Consider the following 17,513-nt stretch of genomic DNA (forward strand, 5'->3'; position numbering starts at 1 on the left):
TGACTGTCAGACCATGAAAGCTCGCTGATCGCCCTGCGCGGTCAGCGAGCTTTTTTATGCGAGCATCACTTGCTCGAGGCAGCCGCCTCAGCCGCAGGCCGGACCTTGCCGAAGTGGTGCGTCGTATAGCAGCACAGTCCCAGCCCGCTCAGGGCGAGCAAACCGCCGACGATGCCGACATCCGCCACCCCCAGCTGACTGCTGACCACACTGCCCAGCAGCGCCCCGCCGCCGATACCGATATTGAAGATGCCCGAGAACAGCGCCATCGCCACATCGGTCGCATCCGGCGCCAGCGCCAGCACGCGCGCTTGCAAGAGCAGCCCGAAACACATGATCGCCATGCCCCAGACCACAGTCAGCGTACCCAGCGAGATTGCATCGCCGGAGAGCGGCAACAGCATCAGCAGGCACAGCGTCAGGGTGCCAATGGCAGTGATCAACAGCCCATTCGGGAACCGATCGCTGAACAGGCTGAAAATGATAGAGCCCATGATCCCTGCGCCACCAAAGACCAGCAGCAGGATCGTGGTCATTTCGCCACTGAGCCTGGACACCGTCTGGGTGAACGGTTCGATGTAGCTGTAGGCGGTGAAATGCGCAGTCACGACGATGGCAGTCAGCAGATAGATCGCCATCAGGCGCGGACGCTTGAACAGGATCGGCAGGCTGCGCAACGAGCCAGAGTTCTGACTGGGCAGCAAAGGCAACGCGCGGGCCAACAGGAAAACCACCAGCGCAGCGACCCCGGCGATGCCCAGAAAGGTGGTGCGCCAGCCCAGAGCCTCACCAAGCACCCGACCCAGCGGAATGCCGAGGACCATGGCCAGCGAGGTACCTGTCGCCAACAACCCGAGGGCCTGAACCTGTTTGCCCGGTGGCGCGATACGCACTGCCAGCGATGCGGTGACCGACCAGAACACCGCATGCGCAAATGCAATACCGACACGGCTGACCAGCAGGATCGCGAAGCTTGAGGCCATCGCAGAGATGACGTGGCTGACCACAAACAGGCCAAACACAAACATCAGCAGCTTGCGCCGCTCGATATTGCGCGTCGCCAGCATCATCGGCAGCGACATCAGTGACACCACCCAGGCGTAGATCGTGAGCATCAGCCCGACCTGTGCCGGCGTCATGTCGAAGCTCTGGCCGATGTTGCTCAGCAGGCCGATCGGCACGAACTCGGTGGTGTTGAAAATGAAGGCCGCCAAGGCCAACGCGAAGACGCCCAGCCAGCTGCCAGCGCTTTCATTTTCATGGGCGTTCGGAGGTGTCGTTATCAAGAATTCACAGCTCTCTAAAAATATTCAAACCCGGAGGTCGACCGCCACGCATCACAACACGCATGGCACCTGTGCATAAAACCACGGCCTGTCCCACTGAAAAACCAACGCAAAAACGCTCCGCTCGACCGTCAAGACCGGGCGCAGTGTGTGAAGTGGATTATTGTGAATATAGGGAATACAGCCAGATGCGCGAATTCTACGGACCACCAAGGTGGATCACAACCCGTCCATAGGTATGAGATTTTGCAGGTGACCGCCGGTCGTCAATCTCCGAGGAAGCGCTGCCGGTGCTCTGGCGATGGCAACAGGCAGTGATCATAGCGACCAAACAGGCGGTAACGATTGAGCGCGATGCGGTTGTAGGCCCAATCACGCAGAACGCGCGGAAAAATACGCAGCACCTTGAGCAACGGCCACGGCGCAGGCAATAGACCCATGATGTGCAGAAAGGCGTCCGAGCGCACAAACACCCGATTATTGACGATGACCGCGATGGTATGAAATTCGTCCAGCGGCAAGCCGGCCCATTTCAGCAGGGCCTGGCCCTCGTCCGACTGCACGGCTGCCAGGCGCAAGCGTCGATGAGGATCGTTGCGGATCAGAAACCTGACCACGCCATTGCACAGTTTGCAGACGCCATCGAACAGCACGACACACTCATCAGGCTGCAAATACGGCGCGGGGGTTGTGGACATGATTACCTGCCTTGTAAGAGCAGCCACCTGTTGCAGCAGAGCACAGGCGAAGTGCAGCCGAAAATACGAACGCCCCGCCTGTCGAGCGACAGGCGAGGCGTTCACGTTAAAGCGATTACCAGACCGAATCAAACTTTGCGGACGAACTCGGACTTCAGCTTCATGGCGCCGATGCCATCGATCTTGCAGTCGATATCGTGATCGCCGTCGACCAGACGGATGTTCTTGACCTTGGTGCCTACCTTGACCACCAACGATGAGCCTTTGACTTTCAGGTCCTTGATCACGGTGATCGTGTCGCCGTCCTGCAGGACGTTGCCGGTGGAGTCCTTGATGACCTTCACGTCATCGGCTGCATCGGCACTACCGGCGTCAGCAGGCCACTCATGGGCGCATTCCGGGCAGATCAACAGGCTGCCATCTTCATAGGTGTATTCGGAATTGCATTTCGGGCAGGACGGTAAGCTCACAGGGGTTCTCGCATCAGGGGGTAAAAACCATGAATTATAAAGGGCTTTTCCGGTTTAAGGGTAAGCGCTGCTTGTGGATAGCCGGGAGCGAGGTCATCGAGTGGACAGATGCAGGCAACTGAACTAAAAAATACAGGCCACTGAACCGACTTCCTCCTTGCCCTCTTCTTTATGCATTTCCGTCCTGCGCCCGGCGCTGGCGGTAGCTATCGCAGTTCTTGCCTATCCCCCTGTACCACCCGAGAACACACCCCATGGGCATTCCACACAACCCGGCGCTCGGCTATCGCCCCGAGATCGATGGCCTGCGCGCGCTGGCCGTCGTTCCCGTCATGCTTTATCACGCGGGCTTACCGTTCCTGAGCGGCGGATTTGTCGGCGTCGACGTATTTTTTGTGATTTCCGGCTACCTGATTACCTCGATCATCATCGCGGAAATGGCACGCGGCACGTTCTCGCTGATCAATTTCTACGAGCGGCGCGCACGGCGCATTTTGCCCGCGCTGTTCGCGGTCATGCTCGTCTGCCTGCCAGTCGCCTGGATGACCCTTGACCCGCCTGACCTGAAATACTTCGCCAAGAGCCTGGTAGCAGTACCGACGTTTTCCTCCAATGTGCTGTTCTGGCTGGAAAGTGGCTATTTCGACGCAACGGCTGAACTCAAGCCACTGCTACACACCTGGACACTCGCAGTCGAAGAACAGTACTACCTGCTTTTTCCGCTGTTGCTGATGCTGGGCTGGCGCATCGGTCGCGGCAGGCTCGTCGCGCTGCTGATAGTTGTGGCACTGGGCAGCCTGACACTGGCGCAACGGGGAGCGCAGCACGACGCCAGCAGCACGTTTTACCTGTTGCACGCACGCGCCTGGGAGTTGCTGGCCGGTTCGTTCATCGCCTTCTACTTTGCCTGGCGCCCCCACAAAGCAGACACCGCGGGCCCTGTAGCTCAGGCGGCGGCGCTACTGGGCATTTTGCTCATCGCTTACGCTGTAGCAGCGTTCGACAGCAACACGCCTTTTCCGGGCTTCAATGCCTTGGTGCCTGTTGTGGGCGCAACGTTGATCATCGTTTACGCCAACAAAAATACCTGGGCCGGACAGGTGCTGAGCAGTCAACCCCTAGTGCTCATCGGCATGGTCAGCTACAGCGCTTACCTGTGGCATCAGCCCATCTTTGCCTTCGCCCGTCAGAGCAGCCTGGCGGAACCCGGCCTGCAGGTCATGCTGGCATTGACGCTGCTGTCGCTGGTGCTGGCCTGGCTGAGCTGGCGATTTGTCGAACAGCCTTTTCGCCAAAAAGGTGGCTTCAAAGGTGGCTTCAGCCGTCAGCAGGTATTCACCTTCTCAGGTCTCGCATCGGCGCTGTTCATCGCTCTGGGGCTGACCGGCTATCTGAACAACGGCTTTGGCCAGCGTTTTGATGTCGACCCGGCTCTGTATCGGCAGTTCGCCGACCCACAGATACGCGACCGCTGCGGCCAGGACGAAATCGATTTCTGTCTGTTCGGCAAGCGCGACAGCACAGGGACGCCAGCCTTGGCGGTGTTCGGCGACAGTCATGCTGAAGCCCTGCTGTCGACCTTCGATGCAGTCGCACGTGACCAGGGCACAACCGTCGTTCATATCGGGCTGGGCGGCTGCCTGCCGCTGCTGGGTGTGGACGTCGTCAGCGGCAACCATGCGCCGGGGGTGTGCGAAGCGCTGGCCGGTCGTGAATTTGCCTACGTGAAAAAGCACAAAATCAAAAAAGTGGTGCTGGTCGCCCGCTGGACGCTTTACACCGACGGCGATTACGGCAAAAAACTTTCGGCCAGATACTTTCTGATTTCAGCCTCCCGGCAGGAGCGCACCCGCGAAGCTTCGCGAATCGTTTTCACGCAAGCCCTTGAAACCACCGTTCAGGCTTATCGAGCGATTGGCAGTGAAGTCATCATCGTCGCGCAAGTGCCGCAACAACTGATCGAGCCGAAAAACCTTTACTACCGGCTGGCTCGCAACAACCCGAAAAACGCAGCACAGACACTGCAACTGATCAGCGAAGTATCGGTAACTGTGGAAACGCATGAACGTCTTCAGCGCTTCACACGCACCTTGTTCGAGCATGCACAGGCGTCAGATCAGATCCGCCTGATTATCCCGGACAGCGCATTCTGCAAGCTTGGGCAGTGCCTGATAGGCGATCTGAAATCCTATTACAAGGATTTCAACCACCTCAATGCAGAAGGTGCCGGGCTGCTTGCTGCGCAGATCAACCAGATCATTGCCCAATGACAGAGGGGCGTGCTTTCTGCAATCCTTGGTCGAGCCCCACTTTTCAGGACGACCCATGATCGCCGCACGCTTCGCCCCATTCGAGGATCTCGCCAACCAGCTGATCCCGTATACCCACGCCGAAAAAATCGATGGATCGCACGACGCCTCGCATTTGCTGCGCGTCTGGAAAAACGTCTGCGCTATCCGTGATCGGGAAGGCGGCGATGCGCGGGTGCTGATCGCTGCCACGTTGCTGCACGACTGTGTTTCGGTCGAGAAAGACTCGCCGTTCCGTGCCGGAGCGTCACGACTGGCGGCCGCCAGGGCCAATGAGCTACTGGCAGGCATTGGGTGGGACGAAGCAAACATCGCGGCCGTTGCGCATGCCATCGAGGCTCACAGCTTCTCGGCGGCGATAACTCCGCTGACGCTGGAGGCAAAAATCTTGCAGGACGCTGACCGGCTTGACTCGCTGGGCATGCTCGGCGTGGCGCGCACTTTTTATGTGTCAGGCCGGATGGGCAGATCGCTCTACGACCCAGTTGATCCTTACGCCAACCAGCGCCCCTATGACGACAAGGAATTTGCCGTCGACCACTTCTATACCAAGCTGCTTCATCTCGCAGAAGGCTTTCAGACCCCTACGGGCAAACAGATGGCAGAGGTCAGACACGCGCGATTGAAGCGCTTTCTGGACGAAATGATGGAAGAAATTGGCTAACCGCTGCCGTGAACTGTGGTTTGTTTTCGTTTGAAACGCTAGATGTCACAAAGACATCACACAACTGCCCTATAAACGGCTCTCCTAGAAGGTCCGTGTGTTTATAGGGGTTGTGTGCCGTGAAAAGATTGATGCCTCGTTTCTCTCGTCGGCAGACCACAACGACAACCATCCTGCGTCGTTTCAGGATCACGCCTCGCCTGGTGATCTGCTTCGGCATCACCTCTCTGCTGATGGTTGCTCTGGGCGCTTTCTGTCTGCTGCAGATGCAGGAGATACGCAATCAGGGCGAGGTCGTCGAAAGTGGCGCTCTGCCCAGTATCGCCGTGGCTGATGCCATCGCAATCGGCCTGGTCAAGCTGCGCAGTGAAACCACCCGCCTGATTGCCAACGCCGACGACCCAGGGGCCGTCATCAACAGCAAGATCAACGTAGAACAGCTCAAGAACGAGGTCGATAAAGGTTTTTCGGAATACCTGGCGCGTGTTCAGTCCGGCACCGAACACGACTCCATCATGGCGCTGCAAGAGGCTTACAAGGCCTTCATGCCAGGCCTGCTGAGTCAGATCACACTGGTCGAGCAGAACAAGCTGGATGAAGCCAGAATGCTGGCCAACACCATGCTCATGATGCAAGGCGACCTGATGGACATGCAGGTACAACTGCTGCGCGAGCTGAACAAGCAAAGTGCGGCAAGCGCGGTGGAGGCAGCCGGCGCCCGCTACGAGCAGACCCGCATCATCGCCCTGAGCGCCATCGCGGTTGCCTTGGCATTGACCCTGCTTCTGGCATGGCGCCTGAGCGTCAGCATTATTCATCCTGTGCGCCAGGCCCTGCAAATCGCCAGCACCATCGCCGATGGCGACCTGACCCACCATCCGATAGCTGAAGGCAAGGACGAAACCGCGCTGCTGCTGATGACGCTCGGGCGCATGCGCAACAACCTGCATGGCACGATTGATCAGATTTATGCAGCAGCGACACAATTGTCACAATCGGTGCAGGAGATGGGCAGCATCGCCGAGGCCAGCGCGCTCAACCTGCAATTGCAGAACGATGAAATCGAGCAAGCTGCCGTCGCAGTCAATCAGATGAGCCAGGCTGCCGTGGAAGTGGCAGGCAACGCCAGCAACACCGTGACCGAGTCCCAGGCATCGACTCAGGCCGCAGCGCAAGGGCAGGACAAGCTGTCGGCGACCATCATTTCGATCAGGGCACTGACCGAAAATGTCCTCGACTCGTCCCATCAGGCCGAAGGGCTGGCCGAGCGCACACAGAGCATCAGCAGCATTCTCGACGTGATTCGCGCCATCGCCAATCAGACCAACCTGTTGGCGCTCAACGCCGCCATCGAGGCCGCGCGCGCGGGTGAAGCGGGACGCGGGTTTGCCGTGGTCGCCGATGAAGTGCGCTCATTGGCACAACGTACCAGCGCGTCCACAGCGGAAATAGAAGGGTTGATCAACGGCGTGCAGCAGAGCACCCAGCAGACGGCAAGTTCGCTGAGGCATACCGCAACTCAGGCCAATCTGACGCTGGAGCAGGCCGCTGCGACCGGCGAGGCGCTGAACGTTATCATCAGCTCGACGGCCACAATCAACGATCGCAACCTGCTGATCGCCAGTGCGGCGGAACAGCAGGCTCAGGTAGCGAGTGAAGTGGATCGCAACCTGAGCAGCATTCGCGATCTGTCGAGCCAGACAGCCTCGGGCGCACAGCAGACAACCGTTGCGAGCAACGCGCTGTCGATGCTGGCCAGCGACCTGAACCTGATGGTGCAACGGTTCGTGCTGTGAAGATTGCATCAACGCCAGCCCTTGCATTTAAACAGGCGGGCTGGCGTTGAAACAGCGCGGTTGCGCGTCGATCAATCCTGCGGACGCAGACGGTATTGCGGCGGCAGTTGCTCAAAGCCGCTGATGGTCACGTCGAGGCTCTTCCAGCGACCGTCCTTGATGCCGTAGATGCAACCATGCACCGACAGGCTCTGCCCACGATGCCAGGCGTTTTGCACAATGCTGGTATGACCGACGTTGGCCACCTGCTGAATCACGTTCAGTTCGCACAGGCGGTCGACACGTTCTTCTTCGGTCGGCAGTTTGGCCAGCAATTCGCGATTTTCGTAATACAGGTCACGGATTGTGCGCAGCCAGCCGTCGATCAGGCCGAACTGACGGTCCTGCATGGAAGCTCGCACGCCGCCGCAGCCATAGTGGCCGGTGACCAGGATGTGCTTGACCTTCAGCACGTCTACCGCGTACTGGATCACCGACAGGCAGTTCAGGTCAGTGTGCAGCACCACGTTGGCCACGTTGCGGTGAACGAACAGATCACCGGGCAGCATGCCGACGATCTCGTTGGCCGGCACGCGCGCGTCGGAACAACCGATCCACAGAAACTCAGGCGTTTGCTGGCGGGCCAGCTTGGCGAAGAAGTCAGGGTCTTCCTGCTTTATCGCGTCGGCCCAGCGTGCATTGTTATCAATCAGGTCTTGTAGCTCGTTCATGCTTTGACGCCTCGATAATGATGCCCAGCCTTGGACTGGAGTCGAATCCCTCAAGTCACGTCTTTCTTACCGCCACCCACACAGGTTCATCAGCCATCAACTGCCGGTCAACAAAAAGGAATCTTCAAAGTCATGGCCGGTCCACTTTCCACGACCACGTGAAATGAGGATTTCTTATGAACGATCCACGCCGCCCGTTCGGAGCGACCGAACCGGAACCCATCGATGACAACGAAGATCGCATGGGCTCCATGGAAACACTCGATTTCGACGAGGAAGAACCGGCCCGTATCGGCGATCTTATCCCTGAAGGCGAGCTGCAACATGAAATTCCGGATCAACGCGTACGTGAGGCCGGCCTGACGGGCGCTTCGACGGACGACCACCACTCGACTGACGACGACCTGTCTCCGGAAACGCTGATCCATGAAGACGGGGCGCGGTCGCCGTCCGAGCAGGGCGATGGCGACCCGGCTGATCTTGATCTGACCGTCGTCGATGAAGATGAAATCGGCGCAGGCAGTGGTCTCGATGAAGAGGAAATGGCGATCATCGACCCACTGGACAGCAATCAGCGCTGATGTAAACGGTTAGTCCAGCAGCGTGCAGGCCATGACCACGGCATCTTCACGACCGTCCGCTGCCGGGTAGTAATCACGACGCCGGCCTATCTCGTTGAAACCATAGTTTTCATACAGACGATAGGCTGGCCGATTACTGTCGCGCAGTTCCAGAAAGCATTCCCGGGCATTGAGCTGGTAAGCACGCTTCATCAGATGATCGAGCAGCAGCAGCCCCAGACCACGTCCCTGATTTTCCGGCTTTACAGTGATGTTGAGCAGGTGTGCTTCGTCGATGATGACCTGAATGACACCATGACCGACCTGCTGCGCGCCTTCGAACATCAGCCAGATCTCATAGGATTTGAGCCCGTCGAGAAAAATCCCGCGCGTCCATGGGTGGGTAAACGCCGCATATTCGATTTTCAGCACAGCGTCCATGTCGGCTTCGGTCATGCGGCGAAAGGTTACGGCGTCACTCATCAATCGATTTCCAGCGCGTCATCAGCCGACGCATGGCTTTCCAGACATCAGCCTTGCGTTCAGGCTCGTCCATTAACAGTTCCAGGCCTGGCAGTGCCCAGGCAACGCCCAGACCCTCGACCTGCAGTTCGCGGTTGTAAGATTCGGCATCGACTTCACCGGCGTATTTCATCGACGGCAGACCGATCAGCCACAGGCAGGCGCAGGCTTCGTCTTCCAGGCGTGCCCCGACAAAGCCCTGCACGAAGTCGCGCGCCGCTTCCGGCCCCTGGTCCATTTGCCCGCGTACCAGCAACGGCCAGCGAACCGGTTCGCCAATAATCTGCGGGCTGTCGGGCAGACCGGCTGCGCGCAGCATGTCCTTGAGCAGCAGATAGGAAGGATCGCGGCTCTGAAAAGGCTGGCCGGTCGTCAACTCGACCAGCAGCAGGCAGCGTCCGGCACGCAACAATTGCAAAGCAAAGCGCGGAGGCGGCACGACCGGCGCCTTGGGCGGCGTCGGCTCGGCCTCTTCGGCTACCGGGGCAGCCGTGCGGGTGCTGGCCAACGAAGGACGAGGCACCTCAATCTTCGGTCGTTCGGGCTGACGTGCAATCGGCACGACCTTCGACGCCTCAGCGGGAGCAGCCTGGGCCGCAGGTGCAGCAACAGGTGCAACACTCTGCGTTTCGACCAGAGCCGGCAACGGCACGAGCAGTTCAGGGCGTGAGGGTGCGGCGAATGGCAGTTCTGTGCGCGGCAGCCAGTTGACCACCTGCATGGCGGTCAAGTAAGCGCGGCGACGGGACTCGTTGAGCAAGGGTCAGCCACCTGTGGATAAGTTAAGCGCGCAATTCTAGCCTTGTTCGTGTTTTCGCGCTGCAGCATATCGCCGCGAGGTGAAATATCAGGCGACTGATGCAGTACAATTGCCGCTTTTCACTTGCCAACAAGCCGGCCTAACGATGATCGAACCCAAGCGCGTCCTGCGCGCCCTTGCCGAGCACTGGGCGCTACTCGAGCCCTTATGCGAACATTTCGACCAGGGTACGTTGAGCCTGAGCGAACTGCGTCTGCAACTGGCCGCACAGCAACAGGACAGCACCCCGCAAGACATCACCAACCTGCTGGACGTGTGGATTCGTCTGGACATTCTGGTGCCCGTCGCGAAAAGCCCGAACCGCTTTGAACTCAACGCGCAGATTCACGACTTCCTGTCCTATCTGCGCCGCGAGCATCGCCTTGGTCTGTGCCTGGAAATCGAAGCCTACTTGCGCCACCTTGAACGACTGGCCGGTTACATTCAGGACGCCTTCGATGTTCGCGATGCCAACGATCTGGCCAGACAGCTGCGGCTGCTGGACATGCGCGTCCGCGACGTGCTCAAGAAGCTGGCCAACGACGAGCAGGCACTGGTCGCAGTCGCTGACCGGGCCAAGACCAGCGACCGGCAGATCCCGTTGCGCCAGCGCTATGCAGAAGTGCTGGCCACCTGGGATGAATACGTCGAGCCGATGATTCAACTGGTCAACGCCGATGGTGCTTTCGAACAGGGCGTGCGCAAGGTCGAGAACGTGCTGCTGCGCCTATTGACCGAGCAACAGCGTCTCGGCCATCTGGTCGATGACGACATGCTGCTGCGAACACATGCGCGCATCCTTGAAATGCAGACCAGCGCCCAGCTGACACTGCGTCATGCGCGCGAGCTGCTGCTGCCATTGCGCGAAGAGGCCCGTCGTCACAATGCGGTGACCCGCGGCGCGGCGCTGGCTTTGTCGGCTATCCGCCGCAAAGGCCTGGACGCGGTGCCACAGGCGGCCATGCCGATGTTCACCCGTCCGCAAAGTACCTTTCTGGGCAGCGCGAGCCAGGTCGAGGCTTATGTGTATGCCTTGGCGCGCTTCGAGCCCAAACCCGCTAAATTCCCCAAGGCCAGCGGCACACGCAAAGGCGAGCCGCCACGTGCGCCGCGCACCGTCAAGGAAATGCTTGAACGCTGCGAAAACGCCCTGCCGATGCCCGACCTGATGGTCTGGTTGCTGGAGCAGGAGCCGACCGGCGAAACCGACGAGCTGCTGTACTGGTTCTCGCGGTTGTCGCGTGACAAGCGTTTCGTCCGCGAACGCCTGGAGCGTCGCGAATATTTAACCCGGGAGCACCGCGTCAGCCTGCGCTCCTTTGCCCTGCTCGCTCCTCAAGACGAGCAGCCAGAGAATTCCGAGAGCACCGTTCATGCATCTTGATCTATCCGAAATGTCCCAGCTTGCGCCGATCTTTCGCGAGCTGTTCAAGGGCTACCACATCAGCCGCCGCGACCCGGAGCTGTACGCCCAACTGTCCAATTGTCAGGATCAGTACCGCACGCTGTTCAAGGCTCTGGGCTACGAGCTGGTCTGCGACACACGCGGTTTCTATTATTTCGTACCGGAACTGGCCGCCGCGCAGGTCAACAAGACCGCTCAGCGCCTGGCGCTGTTCACCTTCATTCTCGTCGAGCATCTGGCCGATCAGGGCCGTGACCCTATGTCGGTGCTGGACGGCGGCAGCCTGGGACGCGACGAATTGCCTTCCATGCTGGAAAAGTACCGCGACCTGTTTCTCCAGGCCGAAGTGCAGACTCAGGAAGAACTGGAAGAGAAGATCATGCGCCGCATGACTCAACTGGGTTTCGCCAGCGAAGAAGTCGGCATCTACCGCTTTCTGCCGCCGATGCACCGTTTTCTCGATGTGTGCCTGTCGGTGCAACAGGACCGCGATCTGGCGGCCAGCCTGCACAGCGCCCTGCCGCTGCCGACGCCTGTGCTTATCGATGATGACAGCGACGAAAAACTGCTGGAAACAGACGATCCTCTGGATCTCGCCGAGTTTGGCGAAGAAACCGAGGAAGAGGCGCTGGCCCGGGCAATTGCCGATGAGCAACGACAGGAGATGGACACATGAGCCAGGAACGTTATGGCATCCGCCGCTTTGCTCTGTTGAACACTGCCGGCTACAGCCTGGGCCTGTTCCCGCTGGAAAACCCGCTGTCGGTGTATGGCGCGAACAACCTTGGCAAAAGTGCCTCGATCAACGCCCTGCAGTTTCCGATTCTGGCGCGCATGTCGGACATGAGCTTCGGCAAGTACAGTCTCGAGCAGTCGCGACGCTTCTACTTTGCCTCTGACACCAGCTACATTCTGGTCGAAGTCTCTTTGCCCCACGGCCCACACGTGATCGGCGTTGTAGGGCGCGGCCCGGGTGGTGGCTTCGGTCATCAGTTCTTCGCGTACGCTGGCGAGCTGGATCTGGGTCATTACCAAAAGAACGACACCTGCCTGCGTCAGAAAGAGCTGTTCAGCAATCTGGAAAGCCAAGGGCTGAAGGCCTACGAACTCAAGCCGGACGAGCTGCGCCGCTTGCTGGTCGGCGGCCATACGTCGATTCCGCTGGACCTGACACTGATCCCGCTGCGCTCTACCAGCGAACAAAGCCTCAAGACCTTCCGCGCGCTGTTCATCAACCTGCTGCACATGCGCGAAATCACTGCGGCCAAACTCAAGCAGCTGTTTCTGGATGCGTTCGAGCACAGCCTGCGCTCGGGCAGCGTCGATTACATCGCGGCCTGTGAAGAAGCGTTCCGCGACGTGCGGCGCATGGAGCAGGATTACAATTCGCTGGTGCTGGCTGGCCCGCTGGTCGAGGCTCTGGCTGCCGGCGTCAAACAACGCGACCTGCTGCGTGGCAAGCTGCATCGCCTGTCGCCCATCCTCGATTCGTTGCTGGGCACCTGGTCGGACTATTCCGGTGCGCGCAAGGAAGAGTTGGTCATTCAGGCCGAGCATTACCGCGCTCAGCAGGATGAAATGCAGAACGACCAGCGCAGCAGCACTCAAGAGCTGATGCGTCTGGAGCGTGAAATCAGCAGTATTCAGCGCTGGGTTGGCGAGCTGTCTGTGCTCAAGAATCGCTTCGCGCTGGTCGACGACGTCAAGGTCCTCGAACAGCAGTTGCTGGCCGCCAAAGATGCCCACGACGAACTCGCCGGTGCGCTTGCCCAGTCCCGGCAGTTCAGCGCGGAAGACCTGGACGAGCGTCTGCGGGATCTGGAAAAACGCCTCAAGTCAGTCAGGCAGCAACTCGACCATGCCGACAACAATAGCTACGCGCGCCTGCGTGAAGAGTTTTCCCAGCCGGATGTAGAGCGGTTGATGCGCCTGTTCAACAGCGCGTTGTTCAGCCTGCCGCTGGGCGAGCAGGGTATTTCGCTGGACGAGAATGGTGCTTGGGTCAAGTCCCTGGAAGCCATTCTGGACAGCTTCAAAGGCGAGCAGTTTGCTGTGCCTGGACTGAACATCAACCTGTCGAATATCGAGCCTCCTGCATTGCAGGCACTGGCGGACCGCGCTGCGTTGCGTGACCAGAAGGAACGCCTGGAGAAAGAGCTCAAGCAACTGAAAACCCAACAGGCGGTAGCTGCAGACCGCTCGGCGAGCAAGACACAGACCGAAGCGCTGTATCAGCAGGTGCTGGATGCCCAGAAAGCCTTGGAAGATTTCCGTCGCTGCCAGACATTGAGCGCAGAAGAGTCCGGCAAGCTGGAAGAACTGGCACAGATGGAAGCAGCTCAGGATGAGCTGAAACGCTCCAGTGATGCATTCACCGAACGCGTTCAGCAACTGTCAGCCAAGCTGCAACTGATCGCACGCCAGATCGGCGATATGGAATCCAAGCAGCGCACGCTGGACGATGCTCTGCGACGCCGCCAGTTGCTGCCCGCTGACCTGCCATTCGGCACGCCGTTCATGGACCCGATCGACGACTCGATGGATAACCTGCTGCCTCTGCTCAATGACTATCAAGACAGCTGGCAGGGCCTGCTGCGCAGCGATGGCCAGATAGAAGCCCTGTATGCTCAGGTTCGTCTGAAAGGTGTGGCCAAGTTCGATAGTGAGGACGACATGGAGCGCCGTCTGCAACTGTTGATCAATGCCTACGCGCACCGCAGCGAGGAAGCATTGACGCTGGGCAAGGCTCGTCGCGCTGCAGTGACCGACATCGCTCGTACACTGCGAAATATCCGCAGCGACTACGACAGCCTCGAGCATCAACTGGCACTGTTCAACCGCGAGATCAACAAGCGCCAGGTGTCGAACCTGGCGAGCTTCCGCATCGTCCTTGCCCCGAACAAGGAAGCGTTGAAACACATCGATCAGATCATCCACAGCGCCGGACAGTACGAAGAAGGCGAGACATTGTCGGTTTTCGACCTCAGTCAGAGCGCCGAACAGGACAACAAGAACGAAGAGGCCAAGGAATACCTGGCAAGACTGGTGGCTGCCAATCACAACCAGCTGGGCCTGAAAGACCTGTTTGAGCTGGCGTTCGAGATTACCAAGGTCAATGGTCAGCCGGTTATTCATACCGATATCGACGGCGCAGCGTCCAACGGCACCACGATGACCATCAAGGCGCTGACCAACATGTACCTGTTGCTGCACTTGATGGATAGAGATCAGGCGGGTCGCGTGCGCCTGCCCTACTACCTCGACGAAGCGGCAGACATCGACGAGAAGAACCAGGCTGCGCTGCTGGAAACAAGCCTGCAACTGGGCTTCGTGCCGATCCTTGCAAGTGTGAAGCCGCAGGTTTCAGCTCATGTGGCCATCGACCTGGAAGGCGGCAGCGGACCGAATGGCATCTACATCGATGAGGCGGACTGGAAATACATTCAGCGTCGCGATGAAGTGAAGCCGGAGGTTCCGGAGGTTCCGGAAGTCGTTTCGTAAGGACGGTCAGTTGTAACCAGAAGGCCGCATGAGAATGCGGCCTTTTTGCTGTCTTTGAATTGAGCGAGGCCTTGTTGCAGGCCATCGGCGAAGACGCTCTTTGTTCATCGAATTCATAATGGGTTGCAGCAAACACGCATACGATCACATGAGGCAGGCTTGGAGTAACCTCATGAGAACGATACTGTTGACGGCCTTGCTGGCCGTTGCTGCAACAGCCCATGCAACTGACTATTACGTTGCCCCCAACGGTGATGATCACGCTGCCGGTACAAAAGCCGCACCGCTGCGATCCATCATGCGTGCGCAGCAAGCCGCAAAGGCTGGCGACACGGTTTACTTCCGCGGAGGAGTCTATGCGTACACCGCGGGCGTAAACAGCTGTGCCACGCGTACAGACACCGTCAATGCCATCACCCTGAACAACAGCGGCAGCGAAAACAAACCTATCCGCTACTGGGCCTATCCGGGCGAAACACCTGTCTTCGACTTCTCTGCCATGAAAGACGATTGCCGCGTCAAAGGTTTCAATGTAACCGGCAGCTGGTTACACCTGAAAGGGCTGGAGGTGACCGGTGTCCCGCAGCAACCGGAAAACCATCTTAATCACGAATCCTGGGGCATCTGGAACAGCGGCAGCCACAATACCTTCGAGCAACTCAATCTGCATCACAACATGGGGCCAGGCCTGTTCATTCAAAACGGCGGCTACAATCTGGTGCTGAACACTGACTCCCACGACAACTACGACCCTTACACCTCAAACGGTGCAGGCCAGAGTGCCGATGGCTTCGGTGCGCATATCAAAGCGGGCCACCCAGGCAATATATTCCGCGGTTGCCGCGCCTGGGACAACTCCGACGATGGTTTTGACCTGATCAATGCCTTCTCGCCAGTAACTATCGAAAACTCGTGGGCATGGCAGCAAGGTTATCTGCCTGGCACGCGTACGAAACTTGAGGCGGGAAACGGTAACGGCATCAAGGCGGGAGGCTACGGCGGGAAGTATGTACCTGACGGCGTCAAACATACCGTTCGCAACTCAGTCGCCTTCGACAATAAGTCTGCTGGCTTCTATGCCAACCACCACACACTGGCACTTGATTTCATTAACAACACTGCCTTTTCCAATGGTGCGAATTACAACATGTTGGGCATCGCAGCGGACGGTTCGCCGATTGCCCTTGGCAATCTGGTCAACAACATTGCCTACAAGGGAAGGTTGACGGTTAACACTGAGGGGCTGGATATGACACACAACTCGTGGACGTTACCGGAGCCCATAACAGATGCAGACTTCGAGGATGTATCACACCGTGGCTGGGACGCACCACGGCAGTCAGACGGAAGCCTGCCTGTGATGCGCAGTTTTCATCCGCGCCCTGGCAGTAAGCTGACAGGTATGGGAGCGTTCAACTGAGGCGCATAATCGAACGGAGAAATTTGTCGGAGCCATAAAAACAAAAACCCTCAACGCATAAGCGATGAGGGTTTCTGGAATTCAATCTTGACGATGACCTACTCTCACATGGGGAAACCCCACACTACCATCGGCGATACATCGTTTCACTGCTGAGTTCGGGATGGGATCAGGTGGTTCCAATGCTCTATGGTCGTCAAGAAATTCGGGTACCGAGTCGTGCCATACGGCGCGCTTCAGCAAATCGGGTATGTGACAGTCGGTTATTCAGGTGTCGCTTGTGACGCAAACTTTCGGTTCGTGTCATCTTCACAGTCACCGCAATCTGGTCGTTCGACGCAAATTGCTTGGGTGTTATATGGTCAAGCCTCACGGGCAATTAGTATTGGTTAGCTCAACGCCTCACAGCGCTTACACACCCAACCTATCAACGTCGTAGTCTTCGACGGCCCTTCAGGGAACTCAAGGTTCCAGTGAGATCTCATCTTGAGGCAAGTTTCCCGCTTAGATGCTTTCAGCGGTTATCTTTTCCGAACATAGCTACCCGGCAATGCCACTGGCGTGACAACCGGAACACCAGAGGTTCGTCCACTCCGGTCCTCTCGTACTAGGAGCAGCCCCTCTCAAATCTCAAACGTCCACGGCAGATAGGGACCGAACTGTCTCACGACGTTCTAAACCCAGCTCGCGTACCACTTTAAATGGCGAACAGCCATACCCTTGGGACCGGCTTCAGCCCCAGGATGTGATGAGCCGACATCGAGGTGCCAAACACCGCCGTCGATATGAACTCTTGGGCGGTATCAGCCTGTTATCCCCGGAGTACCTTTTATCCGTTGAGCGATGGCCCTTCCATACAGAACCACCGGATCACTAAGACCTACTTTCGTACCTGCTCGACGTGTCTGTCTCGCAGTCAAGCGCGCTTTTTGCTTTATACTCTACGACCGATTTCCGACCGGTCTGAGCGCACCTTCGTACTCCTCCGTTACTCTTTAGGAGGAGACCGCCCCAGTCAAACTACCCACCATACACTGTCCTCGATCCGGATAACGGACCTGAGTTAGAACCTCAAAGTTGCCAGGGTGGTATTTCAAGGTTGGCTCCACGCGAACTGGCGTCCACGCTTCAAAGCCTCCCACCTATCCTACACAAGCAAATTCAAAGTCCAGTGCAAAGCTATAGTAAAGGTTCACGGGGTCTTTCCGTCTAGCCGCGGATACACTGCATCTTCACAGCGATTTCAATTTCACTGAGTCTCGGGTGGAGACAGCGCCGCCATCGTTACGCCATTCGTGCAGGTCGGAACTTACCCGACAAGGAATTTCGCTACCTTAGGACCGTTATAGTTACGGCCGCCGTTTACCGGGGCT

14 protein-coding genes, 2 rRNA genes and 1 pseudogene (1 of these 17 only partly in view) are annotated in these 17,513 nt (G+C 58.2%); 9 read left to right on the forward strand and 8 right to left on the reverse strand.

The genetic code is table 11. The features are described from left to right. Positions 1–65: 65 nt before the first annotated feature. The 3 genes from POR16_RS19820 to POR16_RS19830 all read right to left on the reverse strand — a co-directional run bounded on the left by POR16_RS19820 (position 66) and on the right by POR16_RS19830 (position 2,454). Positions 66–1,286, reverse strand: a complete 1,221-nt coding sequence (locus POR16_RS19820; RefSeq protein ID WP_005890976.1) for a sugar transporter — start codon at positions 1,284–1,286, stop codon at positions 66–68. A 266-nt stretch (positions 1,287–1,552) separates the two neighbouring features. Beyond that, positions 1,553–1,984 (reverse strand): thiol-disulfide oxidoreductase DCC family protein, encoded by a 432-nt coding sequence (locus POR16_RS19825; RefSeq protein ID WP_005890975.1) that lies wholly within the window; start codon positions 1,982–1,984, stop codon positions 1,553–1,555. 128 nt (positions 1,985–2,112) lie between these two features. Beyond that, entirely contained in the window at positions 2,113–2,454 is a 342-nt protein-coding gene (locus POR16_RS19830; protein WP_005890973.1) for a zinc ribbon domain-containing protein YjdM, read from the reverse strand. A gap of 254 nt (positions 2,455–2,708) precedes the next feature. On the opposite strand from POR16_RS19830, the gene POR16_RS19835 reads away from it, so the two are divergent. The 4 genes and pseudogenes from POR16_RS19835 to POR16_RS27155 all read left to right on the forward strand — a co-directional run bounded on the left by POR16_RS19835 (position 2,709) and on the right by POR16_RS27155 (position 7,223). Further along, positions 2,709–4,724, forward strand: coding sequence for an acyltransferase family protein (locus POR16_RS19835; protein ID WP_005890969.1), 2,016 nt, complete (start codon positions 2,709–2,711; stop codon positions 4,722–4,724). Between the two features lie 55 nt (positions 4,725–4,779). After that, entirely contained in the window at positions 4,780–5,427 is a 648-nt protein-coding gene (locus POR16_RS19840) for an HD domain-containing protein (protein WP_005890967.1), read from the forward strand. A 131-nt stretch (positions 5,428–5,558) separates the two neighbouring features. Next, positions 5,559–6,365, forward strand: a pseudogene (locus POR16_RS27150) (MCP four helix bundle domain-containing protein); the annotation flags it as partial. A 69-nt stretch (positions 6,366–6,434) separates the two neighbouring features. Continuing rightward, complete coding sequence (locus POR16_RS27155; RefSeq protein WP_412458892.1) at positions 6,435–7,223, forward strand: methyl-accepting chemotaxis protein; 789 nt, start codon at positions 6,435–6,437, stop codon at positions 7,221–7,223. 71 nt (positions 7,224–7,294) lie between these two features. Here the strand turns inward: POR16_RS27155 and can are convergent, their stop codons facing one another. Beyond that, positions 7,295–7,933, reverse strand: coding sequence for a carbonate dehydratase (gene can / locus POR16_RS19850; protein WP_005890963.1), 639 nt, complete (start codon positions 7,931–7,933; stop codon positions 7,295–7,297). Between the two features lie 176 nt (positions 7,934–8,109). Between can and POR16_RS19855 the strand changes: the two genes are divergently transcribed. After that, complete coding sequence (locus POR16_RS19855) at positions 8,110–8,514, forward strand: hypothetical protein (RefSeq protein ID WP_005890961.1); 405 nt, start codon at positions 8,110–8,112, stop codon at positions 8,512–8,514. Between the two features lie 9 nt (positions 8,515–8,523). Here the strand turns inward: POR16_RS19855 and rimI are convergent, their stop codons facing one another. Next, complete coding sequence (gene rimI, locus POR16_RS19860) at positions 8,524–8,976, reverse strand: ribosomal protein S18-alanine N-acetyltransferase (RefSeq protein WP_005890959.1); 453 nt, start codon at positions 8,974–8,976, stop codon at positions 8,524–8,526. Next, positions 8,969–9,775, reverse strand: a complete 807-nt coding sequence (locus POR16_RS19865; protein WP_005890957.1) for a hypothetical protein — start codon at positions 9,773–9,775, stop codon at positions 8,969–8,971. The genes rimI and POR16_RS19865 overlap by 8 nt, the downstream gene beginning before the upstream one ends. A 145-nt stretch (positions 9,776–9,920) precedes the next feature. Here POR16_RS19865 and mksB point away from each other — a divergent pair, with 145 nt between their 5' ends. From mksB to POR16_RS19885, 4 genes are all read left to right on the forward strand, one after another. After that, complete coding sequence (gene mksB, locus POR16_RS19870; RefSeq protein ID WP_005890956.1) at positions 9,921–11,198, forward strand: Mks condensin complex protein MksB; 1,278 nt, start codon at positions 9,921–9,923, stop codon at positions 11,196–11,198. Next, positions 11,188–11,895 (forward strand): Mks condensin complex protein MksE, encoded by a 708-nt coding sequence (gene mksE, locus POR16_RS19875; RefSeq protein WP_005890955.1) that lies wholly within the window; start codon positions 11,188–11,190, stop codon positions 11,893–11,895. Before mksB ends, mksE begins: the two co-directional genes overlap by 11 nt. Then, a complete protein-coding gene (mksF, locus tag POR16_RS19880; RefSeq protein ID WP_005890954.1) occupies positions 11,892–14,720 on the forward strand; it encodes an Mks condensin complex protein MksF in 2,829 nt (942 codons plus the stop codon). The genes mksE and mksF overlap by 4 nt, the downstream gene beginning before the upstream one ends. A 172-nt stretch (positions 14,721–14,892) precedes the next feature. Beyond that, positions 14,893–16,140: a right-handed parallel beta-helix repeat-containing protein gene (locus tag POR16_RS19885; protein ID WP_005890953.1), complete on the forward strand. Its 1,248-nt coding sequence runs from the start codon at positions 14,893–14,895 to the stop codon at positions 16,138–16,140. A gap of 85 nt (positions 16,141–16,225) precedes the next feature. Here POR16_RS19885 and rrf read toward each other — a convergent pair. Continuing rightward, a 5S ribosomal RNA gene (gene rrf / locus POR16_RS19890) occupies positions 16,226–16,341 on the reverse strand. 157 nt (positions 16,342–16,498) lie between these two features. After that, positions 16,499–17,513, reverse strand: a 23S ribosomal RNA gene (locus POR16_RS19895); it runs 1,878 nt beyond the window's last position.

Origin of the sequence: Pseudomonas coronafaciens pv. oryzae str. 1_6 (assembly GCF_000156995.2) — a bacterium.
Classification (GTDB): domain Bacteria; phylum Pseudomonadota; class Gammaproteobacteria; order Pseudomonadales; family Pseudomonadaceae; genus Aquipseudomonas; species Aquipseudomonas tremae.